The 23,161-nt window shown below is 66.8% G+C and carries 23 protein-coding genes, 1 tRNA gene and 1 pseudogene; 13 read left to right on the top strand and 12 right to left on the bottom strand.

What is annotated here, in order from left to right; all coding sequences use genetic code 11:
• Positions 1–58: 58 nt before the first annotated feature.
• The 3 genes from G1H11_RS04945 to G1H11_RS24970 all read left to right on the top strand — a co-directional run bounded on the left by G1H11_RS04945 (position 59) and on the right by G1H11_RS24970 (position 2,770).
• Positions 59–1,216, top strand: coding sequence for an epoxide hydrolase family protein (locus G1H11_RS04945; RefSeq protein WP_163816591.1), 1,158 nt, complete (start codon positions 59–61; stop codon positions 1,214–1,216).
• A 161-nt stretch (positions 1,217–1,377) separates the two neighbouring features.
• On the top strand, positions 1,378–2,508 hold the full coding sequence (locus G1H11_RS04940; protein ID WP_174257380.1) for a winged helix DNA-binding domain-containing protein: 1,131 nt from the start codon (positions 1,378–1,380) through the stop codon (positions 2,506–2,508).
• A gap of 118 nt (positions 2,509–2,626) precedes the next feature.
• Positions 2,627–2,770: a hypothetical protein gene (locus tag G1H11_RS24970; RefSeq protein ID WP_174257370.1), complete on the top strand. Its 144-nt coding sequence runs from the start codon at positions 2,627–2,629 to the stop codon at positions 2,768–2,770.
• Between the two features lie 39 nt (positions 2,771–2,809).
• On the opposite strand, the gene mscL is transcribed toward G1H11_RS24970, so the two are convergent.
• The 5 genes from mscL to G1H11_RS04915 form a co-directional block, all read right to left on the bottom strand.
• Positions 2,810–3,217, bottom strand: coding sequence for a large conductance mechanosensitive channel protein MscL (gene mscL / locus G1H11_RS04935; protein WP_163816589.1), 408 nt, complete (start codon positions 3,215–3,217; stop codon positions 2,810–2,812).
• A 127-nt stretch (positions 3,218–3,344) separates the two neighbouring features.
• Entirely contained in the window at positions 3,345–3,971 is a 627-nt protein-coding gene (locus G1H11_RS04930) for an SAF domain-containing protein (RefSeq protein ID WP_163816587.1), read from the bottom strand.
• A gap of 81 nt (positions 3,972–4,052) precedes the next feature.
• Positions 4,053–4,430, bottom strand: coding sequence for an FmdB family zinc ribbon protein (locus G1H11_RS26870; protein ID WP_163816585.1), 378 nt, complete (start codon positions 4,428–4,430; stop codon positions 4,053–4,055).
• Between the two features lie 194 nt (positions 4,431–4,624).
• Positions 4,625–5,368: a hypothetical protein gene (locus G1H11_RS04920; protein ID WP_163816583.1), complete on the bottom strand. Its 744-nt coding sequence runs from the start codon at positions 5,366–5,368 to the stop codon at positions 4,625–4,627.
• Positions 5,365–5,952, bottom strand: coding sequence for a hypothetical protein (locus tag G1H11_RS04915; RefSeq protein ID WP_163816582.1), 588 nt, complete (start codon positions 5,950–5,952; stop codon positions 5,365–5,367). The genes G1H11_RS04920 and G1H11_RS04915 overlap by 4 nt, the downstream gene beginning before the upstream one ends.
• A 111-nt stretch (positions 5,953–6,063) precedes the next feature.
• On the opposite strand from G1H11_RS04915, the gene G1H11_RS04910 reads away from it, so the two are divergent.
• Positions 6,064–8,694 (top strand): penicillin acylase family protein, encoded by a 2,631-nt coding sequence (locus G1H11_RS04910; RefSeq protein ID WP_163816580.1) that lies wholly within the window; start codon positions 6,064–6,066, stop codon positions 8,692–8,694.
• Here G1H11_RS04910 and G1H11_RS04905 read toward each other — a convergent pair.
• The gene (locus G1H11_RS04905) at positions 8,666–9,250 is read right to left on the bottom strand and encodes a 5-formyltetrahydrofolate cyclo-ligase (protein ID WP_216843457.1); all 585 of its coding nucleotides are present in this window, start codon (positions 9,248–9,250) and stop codon (positions 8,666–8,668) included. The genes G1H11_RS04910 and G1H11_RS04905 overlap by 29 nt on opposite strands.
• A 103-nt stretch (positions 9,251–9,353) precedes the next feature.
• On the opposite strand from G1H11_RS04905, the gene galU reads away from it, so the two are divergent.
• The 7 genes from galU to G1H11_RS04870 all read left to right on the top strand — a co-directional run bounded on the left by galU (position 9,354) and on the right by G1H11_RS04870 (position 14,398).
• Complete coding sequence (gene galU, locus G1H11_RS04900; protein WP_163816578.1) at positions 9,354–10,277, top strand: UTP--glucose-1-phosphate uridylyltransferase GalU; 924 nt, start codon at positions 9,354–9,356, stop codon at positions 10,275–10,277.
• Between the two features lie 73 nt (positions 10,278–10,350).
• Positions 10,351–11,577, top strand: coding sequence for a molybdotransferase-like divisome protein Glp (gene glp, locus G1H11_RS04895; RefSeq protein WP_163816576.1), 1,227 nt, complete (start codon positions 10,351–10,353; stop codon positions 11,575–11,577).
• Positions 11,578–11,624: 47 nt separating this feature from the next.
• On the top strand, positions 11,625–12,056 hold the full coding sequence (gene moaC, locus G1H11_RS04890; RefSeq protein ID WP_163817084.1) for a cyclic pyranopterin monophosphate synthase MoaC: 432 nt from the start codon (positions 11,625–11,627) through the stop codon (positions 12,054–12,056).
• Positions 12,057–12,060: 4 nt separating this feature from the next.
• Positions 12,061–12,549 (top strand): MogA/MoaB family molybdenum cofactor biosynthesis protein, encoded by a 489-nt coding sequence (locus G1H11_RS04885; protein ID WP_163816574.1) that lies wholly within the window; start codon positions 12,061–12,063, stop codon positions 12,547–12,549.
• Positions 12,546–13,160 (top strand): GNAT family N-acetyltransferase, encoded by a 615-nt coding sequence (locus G1H11_RS04880; RefSeq protein WP_216843455.1) that lies wholly within the window; start codon positions 12,546–12,548, stop codon positions 13,158–13,160. Before G1H11_RS04885 ends, G1H11_RS04880 begins: the two co-directional genes overlap by 4 nt.
• 95 nt (positions 13,161–13,255) lie before the next feature.
• The gene (gene sepX, locus G1H11_RS04875; protein WP_163816572.1) at positions 13,256–14,215 is read left to right on the top strand and encodes a divisome protein SepX/GlpR; all 960 of its coding nucleotides are present in this window, start codon (positions 13,256–13,258) and stop codon (positions 14,213–14,215) included.
• A gap of 110 nt (positions 14,216–14,325) precedes the next feature.
• A tRNA-Ala gene (locus tag G1H11_RS04870) sits at positions 14,326–14,398 on the top strand.
• 726 nt (positions 14,399–15,124) lie between these two features.
• On the opposite strand, the gene G1H11_RS04865 is transcribed toward G1H11_RS04870, so the two are convergent.
• The 3 genes and pseudogenes from G1H11_RS04865 to G1H11_RS04855 form a co-directional block, all read right to left on the bottom strand.
• Positions 15,125–15,655: a GNAT family N-acetyltransferase gene (locus tag G1H11_RS04865; protein WP_163816570.1), complete on the bottom strand. Its 531-nt coding sequence runs from the start codon at positions 15,653–15,655 to the stop codon at positions 15,125–15,127.
• Between the two features lie 217 nt (positions 15,656–15,872).
• Positions 15,873–16,701 (bottom strand): annotated as a pseudogene (locus tag G1H11_RS04860) (nucleotidyl transferase AbiEii/AbiGii toxin family protein).
• Between the two features lie 116 nt (positions 16,702–16,817).
• The gene (locus G1H11_RS04855) at positions 16,818–17,621 is read right to left on the bottom strand and encodes a type IV toxin-antitoxin system AbiEi family antitoxin domain-containing protein (protein WP_163816569.1); all 804 of its coding nucleotides are present in this window, start codon (positions 17,619–17,621) and stop codon (positions 16,818–16,820) included.
• A gap of 221 nt (positions 17,622–17,842) precedes the next feature.
• On the opposite strand from G1H11_RS04855, the gene G1H11_RS04850 reads away from it, so the two are divergent.
• Positions 17,843–18,016: a helix-turn-helix domain-containing protein gene (locus tag G1H11_RS04850; RefSeq protein ID WP_163816567.1), complete on the top strand. Its 174-nt coding sequence runs from the start codon at positions 17,843–17,845 to the stop codon at positions 18,014–18,016.
• 197 nt (positions 18,017–18,213) lie between these two features.
• Here the strand turns inward: G1H11_RS04850 and G1H11_RS04845 are convergent, their stop codons facing one another.
• Together G1H11_RS04845 and treS are read right to left on the bottom strand one after the other, a co-directional pair.
• Positions 18,214–18,885 (bottom strand): hypothetical protein, encoded by a 672-nt coding sequence (locus tag G1H11_RS04845; RefSeq protein ID WP_163816565.1) that lies wholly within the window; start codon positions 18,883–18,885, stop codon positions 18,214–18,216.
• A gap of 883 nt (positions 18,886–19,768) precedes the next feature.
• A complete protein-coding gene (gene treS / locus G1H11_RS04840) occupies positions 19,769–21,547 on the bottom strand; it encodes a maltose alpha-D-glucosyltransferase (RefSeq protein WP_163816563.1) in 1,779 nt (592 codons plus the stop codon).
• Positions 21,548–21,676: 129 nt separating this feature from the next.
• Between treS and G1H11_RS04835 the strand changes: the two genes are divergently transcribed.
• Positions 21,677–22,438 carry an alpha/beta hydrolase-fold protein gene (locus G1H11_RS04835; RefSeq protein ID WP_163817079.1) on the top strand — a complete coding sequence of 254 codons (762 nt, stop codon included), beginning with the start codon at positions 21,677–21,679 and terminating at the stop codon, positions 22,436–22,438.
• A gap of 77 nt (positions 22,439–22,515) precedes the next feature.
• Here the strand turns inward: G1H11_RS04835 and G1H11_RS04830 are convergent, their stop codons facing one another.
• On the bottom strand, positions 22,516–23,136 hold the full coding sequence (locus tag G1H11_RS04830; RefSeq protein WP_163816561.1) for a TetR/AcrR family transcriptional regulator: 621 nt from the start codon (positions 23,134–23,136) through the stop codon (positions 22,516–22,518).
• Positions 23,137–23,161 lie beyond the last annotated feature (25 nt).

Raw genomic sequence — 23,161 nt, 5'->3', positions numbered from 1 at the left:
CCACCATCGCGCTTATCTAGGAACGAAGCCTTCCGCAATTGCTCTTAGCGTACTCATCATGACGAACACACAGCACGCCACCACGGCGCAGCAGCAGGCCACCGCGGAGATCCGTCCCTTCACCATCGACATTCCCGAGGCTGAACTCCAGGACCTGCAATTCCGGCTGGACCGCACCCGCTTCACCCAGGAGTTGCCGGACGCCGGATGGGACTACGGCGTTCCCCTCTCCTACGTGACCCGCCTGGTCGAACACTGGAAGAACGGCTACGACTGGCGAGCCTGGGAGGCCAAGCTCAACGCCTACCCGCAGTTCACCACCGAGATCGACGGGCAGAATGTCCACTTCATGCACGTGCGCTCGCCGGAGCCGGACGCGTTCCCGCTGCTCCTGACGCACGGATGGCCAGGTTCCATCGTCGAGTTCCTCGACGTCATCGGGCCGCTGACCGATCCGCGAGCGCACGGCGGAGATCCCTCGCAGGCGTTCCACCTTGTCATTCCGTCGATTCCCGGGTTCGCCTTCTCCGGCCACACCACAGACCGGGGATGGAGCCGGATCCGGATCGCGAAGGCCTGGGCCGAGCTGATGAGCCGGCTCGGCTACGAGCGCTACGGTCTGCACGGCAACGACGGCGGGTCGCTCATCTCGCCGGAGGTGGGTCGGCTGGACGGCCAACATGTGGCCGGCGTGCACGTGACGCAGATCTTCTCCTTCCCGTCGGGTGATCCCGCGGAGATGGAGGGGCTGTCCGAGGAGGAGATGGCCGGCCTGCAGGTCCTGCAGCAGTTCTGGGAGAAGATGGGTGCGTTCAACCAGCTTCAGTCAACCCAGCCGCAGACGTTGGCGCACGCACTCGCAGACTCGCCCGTCGGCCAGCTGGCCTGGAACGCGCAGCTGTTCGGCGAGGATGCCGTGAGCGACGACTTCATCATCACCAACGTGATGATCTACTGGCTCACCAACACGGCGGCGTCGTCGGCCCGGTTCTACTACGAGGGCAGCCGCGAGGAGGCGCCGGTGGGACCCACCACCGTGCCGCTGGGACTGGCCGGCTTCGCGAACGACTTCATCTCGATGAGACGCTTCGCCGAACGCGACCACGCCAACATCGTGCAGTGGAACACTTATGACACGGGCGGACACTACTCGGCTCACCAGGTCCCGGACGTGCTGGTGTCCGACATCCGCGGGTTCTTCGGCGGCCTCCGTTAGTTTCCACGCAGGCGCAAGAACCCCGGGCCCGAGGGCCGTCCTCGACGACCCGCCCGAGGCTCGACGCTCCCCGAGGCCGCATCGATCACGGGCCGGAGTTCCCTTCCAGGCTGCTGGAAGGGAACTCCGCTGTGATCCACATCATGGAAGAGGTACCCGACATGCCGAATCGCACTGCCATCGGCGGCGACGTACTCGGTCAGCGTGCTCTCAACCGGGCGACGCTCGAGCGCCAGCTCCTCCTGCGACGCTCGGCCCAGTCCCCGCTCGCGGCGGTGGAGCACCTGGCCGGACTGCAGGCCCAGGCGCCGTTCTCGCCGTACTTCCAGCTCTGGTCGCGGCTTCAGGACTTCGATCCGGAGGTGCTGGCCAAGCATCTGGTGGACCGGGACGTCGTACGAATCGTCGCGATGCGCGGGACGGTGCACATGCTCACCGCCGACGACTGTGTGGCCTTCCGGCCGCTCACCCAAACGATCATGGATCGGGACCTGCGCAGCAACACGCAGTACTCGGCGGGGTTGCGCGGGGTGGACCTGGACGCCGTCGCCCGTGCCGCGCGCTCGCTCCTCGAGGCCACGCCGATGACCAACGCCGAGCTGGGCCCGGAGCTCGCGGAGCGTTTCCCCGGTTGTGAGCCGGCCTCGCTGGCGCACGCAGCTCGCAACCTCCTGCCTCTCGTTCAGGTTCCACCACGCGCGGTCTGGGGCAGAAGCGGACAGGCGCGGCTCACCACTGCGGAGTCTTGGCTGGGGCGTGAGCTCGATCCGGCACCGTCGATCGACACGATGGTCGTCCGGTACCTCGCCGCGTTCGGTCCGGCATCGGTCGCCGACGTGCAGACCTGGTGCGGCCTGACCCGGCTGGGTGAGGTCATGGAGCGGCTCCGGGCGGGCTTGCGGACGTTCCGTGACGAGTCGGGGCGGGAACTGTTCGACCTGCCCAATGGCCCGCGACCCGATCCGGAGACACCGGCGCCGCCGCGATTCCTGCCCGACTTCGACAATCTGATCCGTTCACACGCGGACCGCACCCGCATCATCAGCGTCGCGGATTCCAAGGCGATCAACACCAGGAACGGAGTCACTCCGCACTTCTTCCTGGTGGACGGCAGGGTGGCGGGCACCTGGCGGATCACGGTCTCGAAAGGCGCGGCGACCCTGGACGTCATGCCGTTCCGGCTGATAGCCAAGGCCGACGCGCCTGCCGTGGAGGCCGAAGCCGGCAGGCTGCTCGCGTTCGCGGAGCCCGGGGCCGAAACGCCGACCGTCAACGTGTGGCCGGCGCCCTGAAGCTAGTCCCAGTGAGCGCCCCCGAGCAGAAGCATCATGGTGAACAGGCGGCAAGCCTGCGGAGCGCCGTCGTACGCTTGGCATGACGTAACGCCGAGCGGCCAAGGAGTGCGCAGCCGTGAGTACACCCAGTGCGTGGGACGACGACTTCGATGTCCTCCCGGACACCACTGAGGACGAGTCACCCCGCGGATGGGGCGACGAGACCAGCGACGCCAACGACCAGCGCCTGCTCGACGAGCGACCGCCGCACTGGAGCTGAGCCGCGGCCGGTCCCGCGGCCGGTCACGAAGCCCGGACGTCAGCTGAGCGTGCGGCCGCCATCCTGGCGGGCCCGGAGCTCGTCCCTGATCTCCCGGAGCAGAACCACCTCTTCGGCGATGACCTCCTCCGCCGCCGCGGCCTCCTTGGCGCGCAGGGAACGGAGCTTGTTGAACGGGACGATGATCACGAAGTAGATCGCGGCTGCGACGATCAAGAATTTGAAGGCCGCGTCCAGGATCAGGCCTAGCGAGAACACGGCGTCGTTGATCTCGAATACACCCACCGCGGTGAGGTTCGGCTCGCCGAAGATCGCGGCCACCAGGGGGCTGATGAGCCCTTCGACCACCGCTGCGATCACCGTGCTGAACGCAGCACCGATGACGACGGCGACGGCAAGGTCGATCACGTTTCCGCGGCTGATGAAGTCCCGGAATCCCTTGAGCATGGATGTCTCTCCGACTCTGTCTGCTGATGATGTGCGTCCCGCCGGCGGTGTTCGCGGCCGGCGGATGCTGATGGTCGGAGCCAGGTTAGCGGGTGTGCGTGTGCGTCGCCCGGTGGACGGGTGGACGCTAGGGTGCGCCGATGGTGAAGGACAGCCGGGAGGTGACGGCGGCCTGAGCGAGTTCCGCGGCGCTTTCCGGCGTGGCTGCTACCACCAGTAGGGCACCTTCGGCGAGGACGCTGTCCTGGGCTGCGGTGACGGTCAGCACCGGCACGTCGGACGCGACCACCCGGGTATCGCCGACGCCGTCGGTAGCGGCGGCGAGCAGGTTGATCCGATCCCCGGGTCTGATCAGCGACGTGGCGCCCTCGTCGGCGACCCGCACCGGCGCTGCTACCAGGTCCTCACCCCAGCCGTCCAGCAGGGCAGGCCCGACGACGCGGTGGTCGGTGATCGGTTCACCGGCTCGGACTGGCCCGGCGACCACGCGGCCGGCCAGCTCGTCGGCGTTGAGCGTCCCGTCCGGCACGGCATCGGGCGGTACGGTCGCCGTTGCGAGGTCGTCTACGCCCAGTTCCGCGCCGCCGTCCAGGTCATGTGCCGCGACGGCGATCTCGACACCGGTGGGCGACGACGCGGTGGCCGCCTCGATCGCCAGGGCGACGGCGGCCGCGGCGAGTCCCGCCGCCAGCAGCCTCCGTCGCCAGCCGATGCTTCGTGCCCAGCGGATGAGTTGTTCGCGTCCGCGCTCCATACTCCGTGACCCTAGGTCGAGGAGGGGTGTCCGCGAGCGTTATCCACAGACCGAATCGGAGCGGACGGGTGTGGTGCTGGGTCAGGCTGCGGAGGGAGCGGGAGTCTTGCTCGAGGACGACGACGAGCCGTTCGACGAGCTGCTCGACGAGGATTCCGACGAGCCGCCGGACGAGCTGGACGACGAGTCCGAGCTGCCGGAGCTGGAGGAAGAGCTGGACTCCGACGAGCTGGTGCTCTCGGCGGGCTTGGTGCTCGTCGACGAGCCGTTCTTCGATTCGCTGGAACGGCTGTCCGTGCGGTAGAAGCCCGAGCCCTTGAAGACCACGCCGACAGCGGAGAACACCTTACGCAGGCGTCCCTGGCACGAGGGGCATTCGGTCAGCGCGTCGTCGCTAAAACTCTGCACCACCTCAAGCGGCTCGCCACAGTCGGTGCAGGTGTACTGATACGTGGGCACTCGTCGTCCTCCCGATGTCACGTGGTCCGGCCTTAGCACTCACAGACCTCGACTGCTAATAATGCGCCTTCGACCGCCCTTTTGTCCACGTGAGCCCAAATGATCATGTAAACCATGCGTTCTCGTGCTTCACCATGCCTGCAGGCCTGGTGAAGCACGAGGAAACATGGTTTACATGATCATTTGGAGGTGCGTCAGGGGCGGAGGGCGACGACGGTGCCAGCCACGGCGGCAGCCCAGAGGATGCTGGCGAACGTGCCGATGATGAACCGTTCGGGTGCCGACGGTTTGCGGAGCTCCGGATACCGGCCGAAGCCCTTGACCGCCAGGGTGAGCGCCAGCCCCTCGGGCCAGCCGGCAAGCAGTGACACCACGATGGCCACGCGCTCCAGCGAGCCGATAGTCGCCCCGCCGCGCAAGGTCTCTGGGTCGGAGACCGCCCGCGCGTTTCGCCACCCGGCCGTGGCGCCGGCGGAGGCCGACGGTCCGCGTGGCGCATCCCATGGAACGCGAGGAGTCCAGGCCGGCGGACTGGACGAGGCGGCGGCTGGTGGAGGCGGAGGCGGAGGTGGGGGCAGCGGTACCGCCGGTGACGAGTCAGTGGTTGCCAGGCCGCCGCCGCTGGAGGGTTTCTCGTCGCCGGCAAGGCCGCCTCCGGGGCGACGGTCGGCGAGCCGCAGCACGGCACGCGCCACGAGGGCACCACCGGGCACGGCCGCGACGACGGCGACCACGTGCGCGGTGCGAAGCGTGCCGTCGTCAGCGGCAGGTCCGAGGACCGCCAGCAGCGCCGCGACCCCGAGAAGGACGGCCGGCACAGCCGCGGCCAGGACGGCCGCCGTGGTGGAGATGCGGTCCTTGCGACGGTCGACGAGATACCAGAGGACGGCGGCGACCACGGCGGTGGCGCCGAGAAAGGCAACCGCGGCGACAGTCATCGGGCCTCCTCGAGTAGGCGGACGACGAGCGGGCGAACGTCCTTCTCCTGCTGCCACAGGGCGACCGAGAGCCGCTGCCCCACGGCCTGCCGGGTGACGCCGAGCCGGTCGGCCACCTCCGCCAGCGCGAGGCCCTCCTCGACTAGGTCGATGGCCTCCCAGCCAGCATCGGTACGGCGGGTGATGAGCGCGGCGAGCAGCGTCATCAGGGCGTCGGCGTCCTGGGCCCGGTCACCGGGCCCGGAGACTGCGATGGTGTGCGGGCGCTTCTTGGCGGCATCGAGCGCCTCGCGCGCGTAGACGAACGCGGGTCCACGGGCCGAGCGAGTACTGTCGGGCAGCGGCTCTTCGGCTTCACCGATGCCGATACCTACGCTCCATGATCCCTCTCGCATGAGGGCTAGTGAAGCACGGCGCACGTCCTCGGCGTCAGTGACAACACCCTGGAACTCGTCGCCCGCGGTCCGCTCGAACGGCAGGAGCGGATCACCGACCTGGCGCCGCATGAGCGTCAGCGCGTCCTCGACCAGGTCGCGGCCGCGGCGGCTGCGCCGCTGGTCGACGGTCAGGACGTAGACCCGCATCTTGCAAGGCTAAGACTTCCATGCGGAGTACGCAAGGTGACAGCCTTTCGTAACTCTGCCAAAGGCTACAGCCTTACTGCTCCACGTGCCGCGTGATACCTCCTGACCGCGATGATCACCTCGGCGCACCCCCGGGTTGAGGGAGGGGGCCGGTTTGTCCCCTACGCTGTGCCGGTGACTCGTCGTCGGATCACTCTCACCCTGTCGGTGACAGCCGGGATTCTCGTCCTCGTGCTCGTCGCCGTCACCATCTTCACCGCCTGGTCGATCCGCCGGCCGTTCCCGGCGTACGACGGCGCCGTGGAGATCCCCAGGCTGAGCGCCGACGTCGACATCATCCGGGACGAGCACGGTATCGCGCACATTTATGCGGACACGGCCGAAGACCTGTTCCGAGCCCAGGGCTACGTTCACGCGCAGGACCGCTTCTGGGAGATGGATTTCCGCCGCCACGTGACCTCCGGGCGGATCGCTGAGCTCTTCGGTGAGGACCACGTCGAGACCGACGCGTTCGTCCGCACCATGGGCTGGCGGCAGGTGGCACGACAGGAGTTCCCGCTTCTCGCCCCGGAGACCAGGCGCTATCTGCAGTCCTATGCGGACGGTGTGAACGCGTGGCTGCGGGAGAATTCGGGGGCGGACCGCGGTTTCGCCTACACGCTGCTGGGGCTGATCGGTGGTGACACGACGCCGGCGCGCTGGTCCCCCATCGACTCACTGAGCTGGCTCAAGGCGATGGCCTGGGACCTGCGCGGAAACGTGGTGGACGAGGTCGACCGGGCTCTTTTGAGCAGTGCGCTCCCTGTGGAGCGGGTGGAGCAGCTCTATCCGGACTATGACCCCGAGGTGGGGCCACCGATCGTCGACGACGAGTATCTGCCCGACGACGTCCCGGACACGATCATCGGCCGCGATGGCGAGCCGGTGCCCGTCGAGGAGACCGGCGCCGCGTTGCGCTCGGCGGCGGCTGCACTGCGGGCAGCACCGGTGATGCTGGGCTCCGGGAGCGGCGTCGGCTCGAACGCCTGGGTGGTGGACGGCACGCTGACCGAGTCCGGTGCGCCGCTGCTCGCCAACGACCCCCACCTGAGCCCGACACTGCCATCCATCTGGTACCAGGTCGGACTGCACTGCCGCCAGGTGGGCCCAGAGTGCCCGTTCGATGTCGCGGGTTTCTCCTTCTCCGGTCTCCCCGGGGTGGTGATCGGGCACAATCAGGATGTGGCCTGGGGGTTCACCAACCTTGGCGCCGATGTCATCGATCTGTACCTCGAGGATGTCGAAGGTGACACATACCGGGTGCACGACGAGCTGGTGCCGATGGAGACGCGGGAAGAGACCATCCACGTGGCGGGGGGCGACGAGGTCACGATCACCGTGCGCTCCACCCGGCACGGCCCGTTGATCTCCGATCACTCCGAGCAGATGCGTGAGGTCGGCTTCGAGGCACCCGTGGCTGGCGACGCTCCGGACCGGGGCGACGGGTACGGGGTGGCGCTGCGGTGGACCGCGCTCGACCCCGGCCTCACCGCGGACGCCGTCTTCGCCCTGAACGCGGCGAGCGACTGGTCCTCGTTCCGCGCGGCCGCGGCGCTCTTCGAGGTCCCCTCGCAGAACCTGGTGTACGCCGACGTCGAGGGCAACATCGGCTATCAGGCACCGGGGAAGATTCCGGTTCGGGCGGGCGGCGACGGGCGCTACCCGGTGCCGGGCTGGACGGACGAGTACGACTGGGCCGGATACATTCCGTTCGACGACCTGCCGAGCATGCTGAATCCCGACGACGGCATGATCGTGACGGCCAACCAGCCGGTCACCAGTGACGCGTATCCGTTCCTTCTCACGGCCGACTTCGATCTCGGGCACCGGGCGGGCCGTATCGGCGAGCTGCTGGAGGAGGCGGTCGCCGACGGCCCGCTTGACGTCGAGACCATGACCCGGATTCAGATGGACACGTACAGCGCCGCGGCGGAGGTGCTCGTGCCGCATCTGCTGAAGCTCGACGCGCCGGCCGGCTACTACGGGGACGGGTTGCGTCTGCTGCGGGACTGGGACTACCTCCAGGAGCCGGAGTCCGGCGCGGCCGCGTACTTCAACACCGTATGGAGCCGCGTCCTGGCGCTGACATTCCATGACGAGCTGCCGGAAGATCAGTGGCCGTCGGGCGGCGGCCGGTGGTTCGAGACGATGCGTGATCTGCTCGAGTCTCCCGACGACCCATTCTGGGACGACGTCGCGACCGACGAGGTGGAGCGCCGCGAGGACATCCTGGCCCGGGCTGTTCTGGAGGCGCGCGACGAAATGACCCGGCTGCAGGGCAAGGATCCGGAGATGTGGGAGTGGGGCCGGGCCCACACGCTGAGCCTGACCGACCAGACCTTCGGCGATTCCGGGATCGGGCTGGTCGAGAGCCTGTTCAATATGGACCCGGAGCCGGTGGGCGGCGGCTCGTCCACCGTGCAGGCGAATGCCTGGAACGCGGCCGAGGGGTACGAGGTGACCTGGGTGCCGTCGATGCGGATGGTCGTGGACCTGGCGGACCTCGATGGTTCCATGTGGGTGGACCTCACAGGCGTCAGTGGGCACCCGTTCCACCGGAACTACGGCGATCAGAACGACCTCTGGCGGTCCGGCGAGATGCTGCCGATGCGCTGGAGCGAGGAGAGCGTGCGTGCGGCCGGTGACTATCACCTGGTGCTGCGGCCAAGCCAGCCTATAAGTGGTGCCGGCCGGACGGAGTGATCACGGTGTCGACGGCGATGTCGTGCGGTTCCCGGGGGATCGGTATGTCCAGGATCTCGCCGTCGTGCAGCAACACGAACGCCGGTATCCTGCCGGCCAGCCGGGCGAGCACCCGGTCGTAGCAGCCCGCGCCTTTGCCGAGGCGGGTGCCATGCCGGTCCACTGCCAGGGCGGGAACGATCACGGCGTCGACGTCGGCCACCGCACCGGGGCCGGCCGTCGGGCCTGAGGGCTCAAGCAGTCCCCGTGGCGCCCGGGTGAGCGAGTCGGGGCCGCGGTAGACCGCCCAGTCCAAGTCGAAATCGGGCAGCACCACAGGCAGCAGGATCTCGACGCCATTCTCCGACAGCTGCTCGATGAGCGGCCCGGTTCCCGGTTCGGTGCCGACCGACACGTACGCGGCGACACGCGTGGCGCGGGCGAACTCGGGTATCTCCAGCAGCGAGTCCCGCAATGACAGGGCGTCGGTGGCCAAGGCGCGAGCATCCAAGGTGGCACGATTGGCGAGGATGCGCTCGCGCAGCGCGCGCTTCGATTCGCGGATCGACGTCGGCACCCTGTCACGGTACTCGGTCCGGCGCGGTGAGCGCAGGCTCCCCGGGCTTCATCACGAGACAGGGACAACGTCCGCGAATGAACGCACTGAGTAAGGTACCGACATGAACGCGTCGTCGAAAGCAGTCACCAAGGCCGTCATCCCCGTGGCTGGTCTGGGCACCAGGTTCCTTCCGGCAACCAAAGCGACGCCGAAGGAAATGCTGCCGGTGGTCGACAAGCCGGCCATCCAGTACGTGGTGGAAGAGGCCGTCGCCTCGGGGCTGGAGGACATCCTCCTCGTCACCGGCCGGAACAAGAACTCGCTGGAGAACCATTTCGACCGCGCCTGGGAGCTCGAGGCTGCCCTGGAGCAGAAGGGCGACGAGCTGCGTCTCGGGCGGGTGCGCAAGTCCCAGGTCCTCGGCGACATCCACTATGTCCGGCAAGGTGACCCGCGCGGTCTCGGACACGCCGTGCTGTGTGGTGCGCTGCATGTCGGCGACGAGCCGTTCGCGGTGATGCTGGGCGACGACCTGATCGATCCGCGAGACCGCCTGCTGTCCCAGATGCTCGACGTGCAGCAGCGGTACGGCGGCAGCGTCATCGCGCTGATCGAGGTCGACCCCGCCCAGGTCAATCTGTACGGGTGCGCGGCCGTGGAGCCGACGGACGACGACGACGACGTGGTGGCGGTCACCGACCTGGTGGAGAAGCCGGACCCCGCCGACGCGCCCAGCAACCTGGCCATCATCGGGCGGTATGTGCTCCACCCGGCCGTCTTCGAGGTCCTGCGCAACACCGAGCCCGGCCGAGGCGGCGAGATCCAGCTCACCGACGCCCTCAAGACGCTGGCCGGAGTGCCGGCCGAATCCGGCGGCGGCGTCCGGGCCGTCGTCTTCCGCGGCCGCCGTTACGACACCGGAGACCGTCTCGACTACCTGCGTACCATCGTTCAGCTGGCTAGTGAACGCAGTGACCTCGGGCCCGAGTTCCGGCCGTGGCTGCGTGAGTTCGTGGCGGCGTTGCCGCCCGAGGACGGCGAGTGAGCTGACGAACTCCACGGCTGCCGTCGAGAATGTCGGTAGTGGTTTCTGGGCCGGTCTTTGAGAGGCTGTTGACGTGAAACGAGTGGCCGACCACCTGTCCGACGTCCTTGAGGCGATCCGACCGCTGCCTCCCCTGGACGTCCATGTCCTCGATGCCCACGGCTGCGTCCTCACCGAGGACGTGGTCGCGCCGTGGCCGTTGCCGCAGTTCGACAACTCGGCGATGGACGGCTACGCCGTGCGCGCCGAGGATGTCACCGAGGCGAGCGACGACGAGCCGGTCGAGTTGCCCGTAGTCGCGGACATCGCGGCCGGGGACACGCGCGTCACCGCGATCGGCCCTGGTCTGTCCGCCCGCATCATGACCGGAGCGCCGATCCCCGCCGGAGCCGACGCGATCGTGCCGGTGGAGCTGACCGACGGCGGAACCGCTCGCGTGCGCATCGCAGCGCCCCCGAAGCCGGGCGCGCACTTCCGCCGGGCCGGTGAGGATGTCGGGGAAGGCGACGTGGTCCTCGGGGCCGGCGCCTATCTGGGCGCTCCTCAGATCGGACTGCTGGCTGCGGTCGGCCGTGACCGGGTGATGGTCCGGCCGAAGCCGCGCGTCGTCGTGATCTCCACTGGCAGCGAGCTGGTCGAGCCGGGTAATCCGCTGCTCATGGGTCAGATCACGGACTCGAACTCGTTCACTCTAACCGCCGCCGCACGGGAGGCGGGCGCTATCGCCTACCGGATTCCTCCTGTCCGGGACGATCCGGAGACGCTGCTCGGCCTGATCGAGGATCAGCTGGTCCGCGCCGACTTGGTGATCACCACCGGAGGCGTGAGCGCCGGAGCGTACGACGTCGTGAAGTCGGTGCTCTCGCAGCTGGGCACGGTCAACTTCGAGAAGGTCGCCATGCAGCCCGGCAAGCCGCAGGGATTCGGCACCATCGGCGAGGAGTCCACGCCCATCTTCACGCTTCCCGGCAATCCGGTGAGCGCGTTCGTCTCGTTCGAGGTCTTCGTCCGCCCGGCCATCCGCAAGATGTTCGGCGCCGCTCGCCTGCATCGGTCCAGCGTGAAGGCGGTTCTCCAGGAGAGCCTGCGCTCGCCGGACGGTCGGCGGCAGTTCGCTCGGGCGCGCCTGCAGCCGTCGTCGGACGGTTCCTACCTCGTGACACCCTTGGGAGCCCAGGAGTCGCACCGGCTGGGCGATCTGGCGTACGCGAACTCCCTGATCGTCGTCCCGGAGCACATCACCGAGGTCGCGGCGGGCCAGGTGGTCGACGCGATGCGCCTGGAGAGCAGGAAGGACTGACCGTGGCCGGACGACTGACGCACATCAACGACGACGGATCGGCACGGATGGTCGACGTCACGGCCAAGGACGTCACGGTTCGCACCGCGCGTGCATCGGGGCGAGTGCTCGTGTCGCCAGAGGTGATCAGCGCACTACGCGCCGGTGACGTGCCAAAGGGCGACGCGCTGGCGGTGGCCCGGATCGCCGGGATCCAGGGCGCCAAACGCACGCCGGACCTGGTGCCGCTGTGCCATCCGCTGGCCATACACGGCGTGGACGTCGACCTCTCCGTCGCCGACGACGCGGTGGAGATCTCGGCGACCGTGCGTACCGCGGACCGGACCGGCGTGGAGATGGAGGCGCTCACCGCCGTGGCCACGGCGGCGCTGACCGTCGTCGACATGGTCAAGGCGATCGACCGAGGCGCCGTGATCTCGGATATCCGAGTCGAGGAGAAGACGGGCGGGCGCTCCGGCACCTGGCGGCGTGCGGGCTGAGTCGATGAGAGCGCTGGTGGTGACCGTATCGACCAGAGCCGCCGCGGGCGTCTACGAAGACCGCAGCGGCCCGGTACTGGTGGCCGGTCTCCGCGATCTCGGAGCCGACGTGGACGGGCCGACGGTGGTGCCGGACGGGCCGGACGTGGAGTCCGCCTTGCGCAACGGTGTCGACGCAGGGTACGACGTCATCGTGACGACAGGCGGAACGGGACTGAACCCGAACGACCTCACACCGGAGATGACCCGGCGGGTGCTCGACGCCGAGGTGCCGGGCGTGGCGGAGGCCATCCGCGCCTACGGCACCGCGCAGGGTGTGCCGGCCGCCGCGTTGTCACGAGGCCTCGCCGGACGAGCGGGACGCACGCTGGTCGTCAACCTTCCAGGATCCACCGGAGGCGTTCGCGACGGGCTCGCCGTATTGGCGCCGCTACTCGGCCACGCCGTCGATCAGCTCGCTGGGGGAGACCACCCGCGCAAGGACCCGCAGTGAAGTCCGGGTCCAGGCTTGCCTGGCCGGTCGAGCTGACGGACGGACCGGTGGGCCTGCGACCCTTGCGTTATCGCGATTCCCGCGCCTGGGCCGAGGTCAGAGCCCGCAACATCGAGTGGCTGCGGCGCTGGGAGGCGACGCCACCACCGTCGTCGTCGGTCCCACCCATGACGTTCCGGCAGATGGTAAGGCTGCATTCCGCGCAGGGTCGCGCCGACGAGGCGCTGTCCTGGGGAGTGACCTACGACGGGCGGCTGGCCGGCCAGCTCGGAGTGTCCAACATCATCTGGGGTTCGGCTCGAACCGGGACCGTCGGATACTGGATCGACGGAGCGCTGGCCGGGCGCGGCATTATCCCCACCGCACTGGCACTGGCCACGGACTATTGCTTCCAGGTTGCCGGCCTGCACCGGCTGGAAGTGAACATCCGGCCGGAGAACCAGGCGTCGCTGCGTGTGGTCGAGAAGCTCGGCTTCCGGGAGGAAGGGCTCCGCAAGGGCCTGCTGCACATCGACGGGGCATGGCGGGACCATCGGTCCTTCGCGCTCACCCTCGAAGAGGTCCCGGAAGGCCTCCTGCGTCGCTGGCACGCCTCACGGAATCTGTCCTGAATCCGTGCGGACGCCACACGAGTCACACCCGTTACCGGCGACACACCGTAGCAGGTCCACCGCCAGGGACGTAACGCCCCGTACCGTCTGATGACATGGGGTATAGCGGCCTGATTTATGCGGCGATCGTCGCCGCGTGGCTGGCCGTGCTCGTTCCGCGGTGGGTGCGTCGCAACGAGGAGGTCGAGCGGGCCAGGGAGACGGACGCGGTGAACGGTGTACGTGTCCTGCGCCCCCGGTCCGGCCCCATACACGCGCCCCACCGCCTGGGAGTGGACAGCCAGACGATCATCTCCGCTGACGCGTCTGGGATGGTCCCCGTGTCGACGGGGAAGGCGCGCCCGGCCCGGAGCGCCGCCGCCGAGGGTGCTCGCACCGATGTCAGCGATGTTGCGAACCACACCACCGACCGCTCAGACCGTCTCGAATCGGAGCTCAGGCGGATGAACCGTGCCTTCGCCGCCGCTGCACGTCGCCGGCGGCTGATTCTGTCGATCCTCCTACTCACCACGATCTCCGTCACCGCCGGCACTCTGCTCGGGCCGGTGCCGTCGTCGGCCGCCGTTGCCTCGGGGCTCGCGCTCGCGGGGTTCCTCGTCGTCGCTCGTCGTGCCGCTGTGCAGCAGGCGAGCCGGCGAGCGGACCTGCGCCGCCGCCTGGTCCGCGAGCGCGCGGCCGAGTCCGCTGAGACCCCGGTCGAGGCGGCATCGCCTGCGGTCACCGAGGACGGCAAACGGGTCGCGGTGCTTGACGTTCCGGACGTGGCCGCGCCGCCCGCCGAGGACACCTGGGAGCCGGTGGACGTCCCGCTGCCCACCTACGTCACCGCACCGAAAGCGCCCCGGCGCATCGTGCGCAAGATCGAGCTGAACCAGGAGGGCTCGTGGACGTCCGGGCGGCTGGAGCCGGACAAGTCCTTCGATCTCCCCACCCACCGGCCGTCCGCGCCCGCGGCGTCGGCGACCGGCACGGGGGCGTCGGCGGCTGAGGCGCAATCTGGCGACGATGCCGAAGCCGAGGAGATGCCGGAGACGCGCCGCGCCGTCGGTGAATGATTCGTCGCTCCGTGCGGGCCGTGTGCTCGTGATCCGGGTGATACGCGAACGACCTCCGGATTCGGCAACACAGCCCCGGCGGTGGTAGTCTGCTCCAGGTTTTCCGTTCAGGGGCTGTGGCGCAGTTGGTAGCGCGTCTCGTTCGCAATGAGAAGGTCAGGGGTTCGAATCCCCTCAGCTCCACACACATAAAGCGGCTGGTCAGAGGCTTCTGATCGGCCGCTTCTTGTTGTGCGACCACTTTATGACCATATTCATTTCGTGATGCCGAGTGCGGTGTCGGCGTTGGTGGAGGCGACGCCGCGTCCCATGTAGACGTTTTCAGCCGTCACATCAGTCAAGAAGACGAAGCACTCGAGCTGTTGGAAGCCTGGTGCCGTCGAGGGCACCAGTATCGTGCGGTTGAGGTAGTCGCGGTGGAGGGTTCTGCTTGTAGTCGGCCGCGCCTTCGAACTTCGCCCAGGTCTCAGCGGAATACAGCCGCACGTCCTCGTCGCCAAGGAGCGTCGTTGCAAGGCCGATGAGGCATCGCACACCGGAAGCCGGTTGAGCGCGGCGGCTTGCGAACGGGAAAGTGTCGATGCCGTTGAATTCGTCGCCGAGGAACCTGGCGTTGCGCTCAGGATCAACACGGTCGTGGAACTCATCGCCGGTCGGGAACAGCGACGGCAGTACGCACGGCCTCATGCAGGGCGGTTGCCGGCACGTACTGGGGAAGGACCACGAATCCCTTCTCAGCCCAAACCTCTGCCGCCTGTACCAAAGTCCATGAGAGCGAGTCTTGTTCATCCCTTGTGGACACTCCACTCATTCTCGACCGGTCATCGACACGACAGAACGTCGAGCCGCGACGACACCCGCGTCATTGCGCCGCCAGTCGGCCACGCTTCAACGCGGCATGTACGGAGTCTAGGACTGACCCCCGGCGACCTCGTAGACGATTTCCAAGCCATCCTCTTCGTCCCACTGTTCCCCTACCTCAACGAAGCCGTACTGCGATGCCAGTTGGTAGGAGGCCAGGTTGCCGGGGCTTATGGTGACCCGCACCGTGCATACCCGTGGCTCGTCAGTGGCGCGACGCATCAGAGCTTCTAAAGCTGCGCGGGCGTAGCCGCGACGCCGGTACGCTGGGTCGACGGCGTAGCCGATCTCCACCAACCCCGATGAGTCGGGAGGCCCGTGGTAGCCGGCTCGGCCCACGGCCAACTTCTCCTGTGCGTCCCAGATGACGCCGGTAACCCATGCCGCGCTGGCAGGGTCTTCCTCGACCTGTCGCCTGCGCATCTGCCACACCCCGCGCCAGTCCGGGCCCGCGAAGTAGGCGGAAACGGGGACAGGGCTGACCGCGTTCGCCGCTACCAGATCGCCATCGGCGAGAGCGCGGAAAGTAGGACCATTCAGGTGCACAATGCGCACGTTCGGCCTGAGGTGACGGGTCATCGGACCAGGCTCTCAAACTAGCTGGGGCAGGGCACGTGGTTTCCGAGCACCCCGCAACTCGGCACGACAGGGAGTTCAAACTACGTCAACGCACGCGTCTTCTCGCCGCGGACGTGGCTCGCTTCCGGCGCATCAACCGTCTGTCGATTTCGCTGGGGCAGAATTCGCCCGCCAGATGTGCCTGATCAGAGGACGCACGACCTTGGACGCCACGTGATTAGTAGATCGGGCGGTTGGCGAAGCGGGGGTCGGGGAGTTCGGTGAGCGAGGCGAGGACGAGTCTGCGGCCGTTGGCGTTGCTGGTGATGATGCGTTGTTCGGTGTCGTCGGGTTCGGCGAGAAAGTCGTAGTGGTTGCGGAGTTGGGTGCTGAGTTCGTCCAGGCTGGGCGCGGGGATGGCGAGCAGGCCGATGCTGTCTTCGTCGTAGTCGGCCGCGGGTCGGATGGTCTTCCAGAGTGCGGGGTGGTAGCCCACGGCGCCGGTGACTGGTGGCCAGGTCGTTGGTGGTGATGACAGGCCGTACTGGTCGACCCAGGTCTTGAGGATGGCCAGGCGGCGGACGGTGTCGCGGTCGAAGCTGGAGTGCGGGCTGGTGGTGGCGATCCAGACTAGGTCGTAGACGTCGCGGGCCGGGGTCCGGCGGGCGAGCCGGGCGATCTTTTCGGCCATGTTCTCTTCGAGGGCCATGACTGGGAGGCTGTCGGGCAGGGCGTATGCGCGGTGGATGGGCAGTGGTATCCAGCCGCGTTCGTGGGGAGGCAGCCAGGGGGCTGGTCCGATGTCGAGTTTGGTGGTGAGGTTGCCGACGCTGCCGAATGGGGTGTCGTAGTGGACGTGTGCTCGGCCCGCGGCGGTCGGTGACGTGGTAGGTGAAGCCGTTGATCTGCTGTCCGTCGATCTCGGCTCGCAGGAGTTCGGCGACGGCGTTTGGGTCGTCGGCTGGGTTGTGGACGGAGAAGTCGAGGTCGGTGGAGAAGCGTCCGGCGTTGCCGGCGTAGAGCTTTCGAAGGGCCGTGCCGCCTTTGAATACGAGGTGGTCGAACATGCCTTGTTCGGCCAGGTGCGTGAGGAGTAGGTCTTGGGCGATGTCGATGAGGGCGGCGTAGCGTCCGCCGGCTCCGGGTGGGGTGTGCCGGGCGAGCCAGCCCGCGGTCAGAGCATTCATGCTGCCTCGCTGATGGTGCGGGGGTCGAAGGGGAGGAGGCCGTCTGCGATGTTGAAGCGTTTGTCGAAGCGGCGGGTGGTGCGCGAAGCGCCGAACCACGTGACGGTGGGTGGCCGGGTGGGCTGGAGTCGGTCGGCGGTCTGGGGTGCGACGCCGCTGAGCAGGTAGGCGAGTCGTGCCCGGGCCGTGCTGGGGCGTTGGTGTAGCTCACGGTTCAGATCGTCGGGTGAGCTGTTGCTGACTAGGTCTGGCAGTGCCTCGGCGAATGTGTGCCAGCCGCGGACGTCGCCGGGTTTGGACGCGAGGTGGACCAGGATGGTGGGTGGTTGATGGACGGTTAGCCGCTCTACTTCGGCGGGAGGTAGCCGGGGGGAGAACCGCACGACCCGCATCCGGTCTCTGATTGCGTCCGAGATGGTGGCACCGGCGGGGACGGCGACTTCATGACGGTCGGGCACCCTCTCGGCGAGCCCGTGCAGCCATAACGCGCTCTGCAACGCCACTGTGATCGGCTGGTGCCCCGCGCGCAGGCTCGCGCGAAGGTCGATGAACGGGTCACCGTGGCCGTACGGTCCGGCATGTGAGCCAGGGGCAAACTCGTACACGCCGCGCTGCGCGGTTGGTAGAAGCCAGCCTGTGGCCCGTAGCCGTGCGGCGAGCACCTTCGCTGGTGTTCTCAACTCGACTTCGTGGGCCAGTTCGGCCAGTTCCTCGATGGTTACCAGCGTCGGCTGCCGCAGCTCCAGTTCAGCGACGATCCGGGCCATACCCTTGGAGAGAGCCCGAGAAGGAACTGTCATCCTAACCTCATAGGTTACTGGAACAGTATCTAGAATATACGAGATTACAGTACTGTCGAGCTACAGCGGCAGGTTGCAGAAGCGGATACTTAGTCCTCGCCGTTGACAGTGGCTCATCGTCATGTCGAGGTGATAGCGCCTGGCGGTGAGCTGGGTCGCTCGTTGTGCGCGGTGCGGTGGTTCCCTATGGGGTGAGGACACCTAAGGGAGGGAGATCGCTCGTGAACGAGTACATGACTACAGCCGAGGTGGCGGAGCTATTACGTGTTCCTGCCGAGACGGTTCGGTACTGCAAGGGGCCCAAGAGCTTCCGGGTGGGTGGTCGCCGCGTCTTGTACGCCAGAGAGGACGTCGCAGCGTTCGTCGCGTCGGCTCGGGCCGAGGGCGCAGCCTAGGTGAGCCCGCGCCGACTCGGCTGGCTCGACAGGTGATCGAAGATCAAGTTCGACCATTTTAACAACCACAGAGTGACTCGAAATGGTTAACGGGTGCTCAGCGGTAGGTATCCCGATCGATGCAGCTCAGCTCGCCAAGCTCTATTCAACGCTGATTGAGCACGCCGGGTCGAAGGTCAACCTTTCCAGGCGATGCACTAGCAGCTCTCGTCGGGTGCTGCCCGCACCGCTTCGAGGAGCCAGGGGCCATTGCTGTCGTCCTCGATGTAGTGCCAGATCATCCACCACCTATTAGTACTAATCGCAAACTGCGGTATCTCGACGGGGTCACCGTCACTGTTGACATACTCCAACTCACCTAGATCAACGCAACCCGTTGACCTGGCCGTGTCGAGCGAGCCGATGGTTTCGAATGCAACCACTTCGTGGCTGAGAATGATCGTTTCGCCGACTTGATCTGCCTCATGGAGCGCCCACCCGTAAACGTCGAGTTCAAGCTCGCCGACGCCGAGCTGTGTCAGCGGCCAGTCGTCCATCACGTCGTGCCCCCAAAGCTCATGCTCAGCATCGGACAAGTCGATGGCGTTGGCGTAGTACTGGTCCATCTTGGTGATGAGGTCTTCGAACGCTGCGTCGATCTCTTGCTCGGCGGCCTCTTCATCGGCGGGTTCGGTCGTTGCCGTCGCTCCGACTGTGGGTGCCGCCCTAGTCGCCTCGCTAGACCGATGGGGCGCCGCGACTTCGGTCGGGCTTGCCGCGGAAAGGGGTTCTGTTCCCAGTTGCGTGTCGTCGCCACATGCCGTAAGCACCAGCGCGGCGGCTGTGATCGTGAGAATTGTGCAGTGCGGGCGCGGCCCGTTGTAGTTCATCCGTACCCACCCTGATTCTCACGCCCGAATGCTGATCGTCAAACTTATCGGCCCGCCGACGTGCCCGGCAATCGACACGGCTCGCCTCCTCTTTCCGCGCGCTCGAAGCTTGAACCAACCGCGACGCCATGACCCGGGCCAGGGCTGGCAGGTCATCAAGATCAAGTTTGACCACTTTACGACCACAAAACTACTCGACATGTTCAACGGTCGCCGGCAATGGTCAACTGCATCGTGCTAGGTCAGCCAGTCAAGGCGACGGTTGCCAACGTGTACTTCGTACACCTGATCGAAGGTCAGGGGGTTCGAATCCCCTCAGCTCCACACCACTTGTAAGCCCTTCACTAGCGATAAAGCTGAAATAGGGCTGTGTTCTCTCGTTGTCATTCATGCGCGCGCCGCTCCTATGCCCCCCTGGTGCCCCCCGCGCTCCTCATTCGGCCGGGCCAGGCCCGCGTTGTCGGCGTCGGTCCCGAGGTAGTGCAGGTACCGATTCGTCGCGATCGACTCGTGCACCATCCACGGCTGCCCTGTTCCACCGTCGACCCGACGTGTGAGCCACAGGCACGCGGTCGTGTGGCGTAGGTCGTGGAGGCGTCGGCCTGCACTGTCCCGCTGTCCGGATCGGGCTTGGTCGAGCGGGGGAGGTTCCTCGGCTTCCACTTTCACCGCCCGGAGCACTTGCCGAACGATGCAACCGTGAACCCCGCGAGGTCGTCAGCAGAAGGTCATCCGGCCCTTTGCCCGACGCCATGCGCTCCACGATTGGCAACACCCGATCAACCACCGGCACCCCACGCGACCACCTTGGGCGATCTCCAGGCGAGATTGTCGCCTGCGGAGGTCTTCGAGCCTGGGACGGTTCGTTGAGCCTGGTTGCAGGTCACCGTTGCCATGACTCATTCCCTTCACCGGCGATACGTGCCGGACGATCCGTGGTTGAGTTGAGCATGTCGGTGGGGCTGGATTTGGTGAGCCTGAACCAGTAGAAGCCGTGGCCGGGCAGGGTGAGCAGATAGGGCATTGCGCCGATCCGCGGGAACGTTTCGTGTCCGAGGAGTTCGATGGGCTCGCAGCCGTCGAACTCGGGTAGTTGGAGTTTCGTGGCTTGGGCTCGTGACGAGAGGTTGTTGACGCACATGATGGTCTGGTCGTGGAGCTGTCGAGCGAAGGCGAGTACGGCGGGGTTCGAACCGCCCAATTCACGGTAGGAGCCCCAGCCGAATGCGCGGTAGTTGTTGCGCTCGGCGAGCAGCCGCTGGGTCCAGCGCAGCAGGGAGGATTTGTTGGCCATCTCGGCCTCTACGTTCACCCTCTGGTAGCCGAATACCGAGTCCTGGACCGGGGGCAGCACCAGTCTGCCGGGGTTCGCGACTGAGAAGCCGCCATTGCGGTCCCCGGTCCATTGCATAGGGGTGCGGACACCGTCCCGGTCGCCGAGCCAGATGTTGTCTCCCATCCCGATCTCGTCGCCGTAGTAGAGGACCGGCGTTCCGGGCAGAGAGAGCAGCAGGGCGGTGAAGAGCTCGATCTGGTTGAGGTTGTTGTCCACCAGCGGTGCCAGCCGTCGACGGATGCCGAGATTGGACTTCATCCGCGGGTCCTCGGCGTAGACCGACCACATGTAGTCGCGGTCCTGGTCGGTCACGGCCTCAAGGGTGAGCTCGTCGTGGTTGCGCAAGAAGATCGCCCACTGGGCGTGTTCGGGGATGGGCGGGGTGGCGGCGAGCACGTCGGTGATGGGGGTCCGGGACTCGCGCCTGGCGGCCAGGAAAATCCGCGGCATGACTGGGAAGTGGAAGGCCATGTGGCACTCGTCGTCGTCGCCAAAGTATGCGGCAACCTCGGTAGGCCAGCCGTTGGCCTCGGCCAGCAGCATGGTGTGCGGGTAGCGGGAATCGATCAGCGCCCGCAGGTCGCGCAGGAACTCGTGTGTGCGGTCCAGGTGAGCGCAGCTCGTTCCTTCCTCTTCGAACAGGTAAGGAACCGCGTCGAGCCGGAACCCGTCGACACCGAGGTCGAGCCAGAAGAACAGCGCGGCGACAATCTGGTCGCGGACGGTGGGGTTGTCGAAGTTGAGGTCGGGTTGGTGGGCGTAGAAGCGGTGCCAATAGAACTGGCGCCGGACAGGTGACCAGGCCCAGTTCGAGGTCTCGGAGTCGGGGAAGATGACGGGCGCCTCGGCGTAGCCGGTGTCATGGTCGCGCCATACGTAGAAGTCGCCGAATGATCCCTCCGGGTCGGCTTGGGATGCCTGGAACCAAGGATGTTGGTCGGAGGTGTGGTTCATCACGAAGTCGATGACGACCTTGATGCCGCGGGCGTGAGCTTCTTCGAGCAGGCACCCAAAATCATCCAAGTCGCCAATGTCGGCGGCGATATCGGTGAGGTCGGCGACGTCGTATCCGCCGTCCCGCAGCGGCGAGGGAAAGATGGGCGGGAGCCAGAGGCAGGTCACGCCCAGCCATTGCAGGTAGTCGAGCTTCTCGATAACGCCGCGTAGGTCACCGATGCCGTCGCCGTTGGTGTCGTTGAAGGAGCGGACCATCAGCTCGTAAATCACCGCTCCCTTGAACCAGGTGCTGCGGTCGCCCGCATCGGTGGCCTCGAATGGCGAGATGGTCTGCTCGGCCGTAGTCGCAGTGGCGTCGAGTGCCGACATGTGTAGGTCCCTTCATTCTGCATCGGAAACAGTCGCCCGCGCTAGGTCGGGTTCTCGACATCTTGACACATAACCTACTGTGTAGTCAGTTGGTTTCGATACGGTGGAGGACCCGCAATGGCGATCACTATGACCAAGCTGCTCTGCAATTTTCGTTCCGAAGTGCTGGAGCTGGGCACGTCGATGACGGTGCTGTTGCCGGACGTCCCGGTCCCGGTGGACGGCTATCCGACGCTGTTCTTGCTGCACGGGCTCAGCGACGACGACTCGATGTGGACACGAATGACCTCGTTGGAGCGCTATGTCCGAGAGCGTGACCTGGCGGTCGTGATGCCCCAGGTGCACCGCAGCTACTACACCGATGAGGCCCACGGCGGCGACTACTGGACCTACCTGACCGAAGAGGTGCTGGGCACTGCCCGCCGGCTATTCCGACTCTCGGATCATCGCGCAGACACCTTCGTCGCGGGGTTGTCGATGGGCGGTTACGGAGCGTTCAAGTGGGCTTTGCGCCATCCCGAGCTGTTCGCGGCGGCGGCCAGCATGTCCGGGGCGATGGGTGTTGCCCAGCGCACCGCACCTGAATCCACCGGCCCGCTGGAGAGCCGGCTGTGGGATAAGATCTTCGACCACCGGTCGGTGGTCGAGACCGAGGACGACCTGATGTGGCTAATCCGGCAGGCACCCTCCCAGGCGGTTGCGCCGCCGGACCTGTTCGTTTGCTGTGGCGCCCAGGACCCGCTGTATGAAGAGAATGTGCTGTTCTGCAAGACCGCTCAGGAGGCGGGGGTCGATGTCACCTCAATTTTCGATGAGGGCGCCCACGAATGGTCCTACTGGGACCACCACCTGCAGACCCTCCTGGATTGGCTCCCCGAACCCCATGTGTGACTCGCAGGCTACCGCCTCCTCAGACGCGGGACTGAGGTAGTTGGAAGGCGGCTGCGGCACGGGTGTCCGCTGACCGATCATTGAGGTCGCAGGGCCGCCTTCTGGTCTACGAGCCACTGCTTCGCGATCACCTTGACCGGCATCTTGGGATCCATCAGCCAGGCGGTCTCCAGGCCGTGAATGAACGCCAGTATCTCCATCGCCTTGTGGCGTGGATCCAGGTCCTGGCGGACGTCGCCGGCCTGTTGGGCCTGCACGAGTGCGGCGGCGAGCTGGGAGACGCCTGCCTGATACTTGGTGGTCAAGCGGGCGTGCATCGCGGTCCCGCGCTGAGCGGCATTCTCGGCGACGAGCACGGTGTGCATTCCGACGTGGCTTGGTTGCTTGGACCAGTTCCCGATCGCGGTGGCGATGATGTCCAACGCTGCTAGGCCGGGATTCTCCTCTTCTGACCAGGCCAGGTACTCCTCGGCCTCGTCGCGGAGGTCCAGAGCCGCGTGCAGTAGCTCTTCCTTGGTGTGGAAGTGGTAGATCAGCCCCGCCTGGGAGACCCCCGCAGCCTTAGCGATCTGGGCCAGGCTGGTGCCTCGGGATCCGTTGCGGGCGACGAAGGTGGCGGCAGCTTCGACGAGCATCGCGCGTCGGGCGGCACCTTTGGCGGTTGGGCTCTTGAGCTCTGGCTCGAGTTGGGTGGGCATTGGGGCCTCCTGGGCTGCCGAGACT

Origin of the sequence: Phytoactinopolyspora alkaliphila (genome assembly GCF_010550695.1) — a bacterium.
Classification (GTDB): Bacteria; Actinomycetota; Actinomycetes; order Jiangellales; family Jiangellaceae; genus Phytoactinopolyspora; species Phytoactinopolyspora alkaliphila.
Note: the sequence above shows the minus strand (reverse complement) of the source record. Positions and strands in the feature narration are given on the sequence as shown.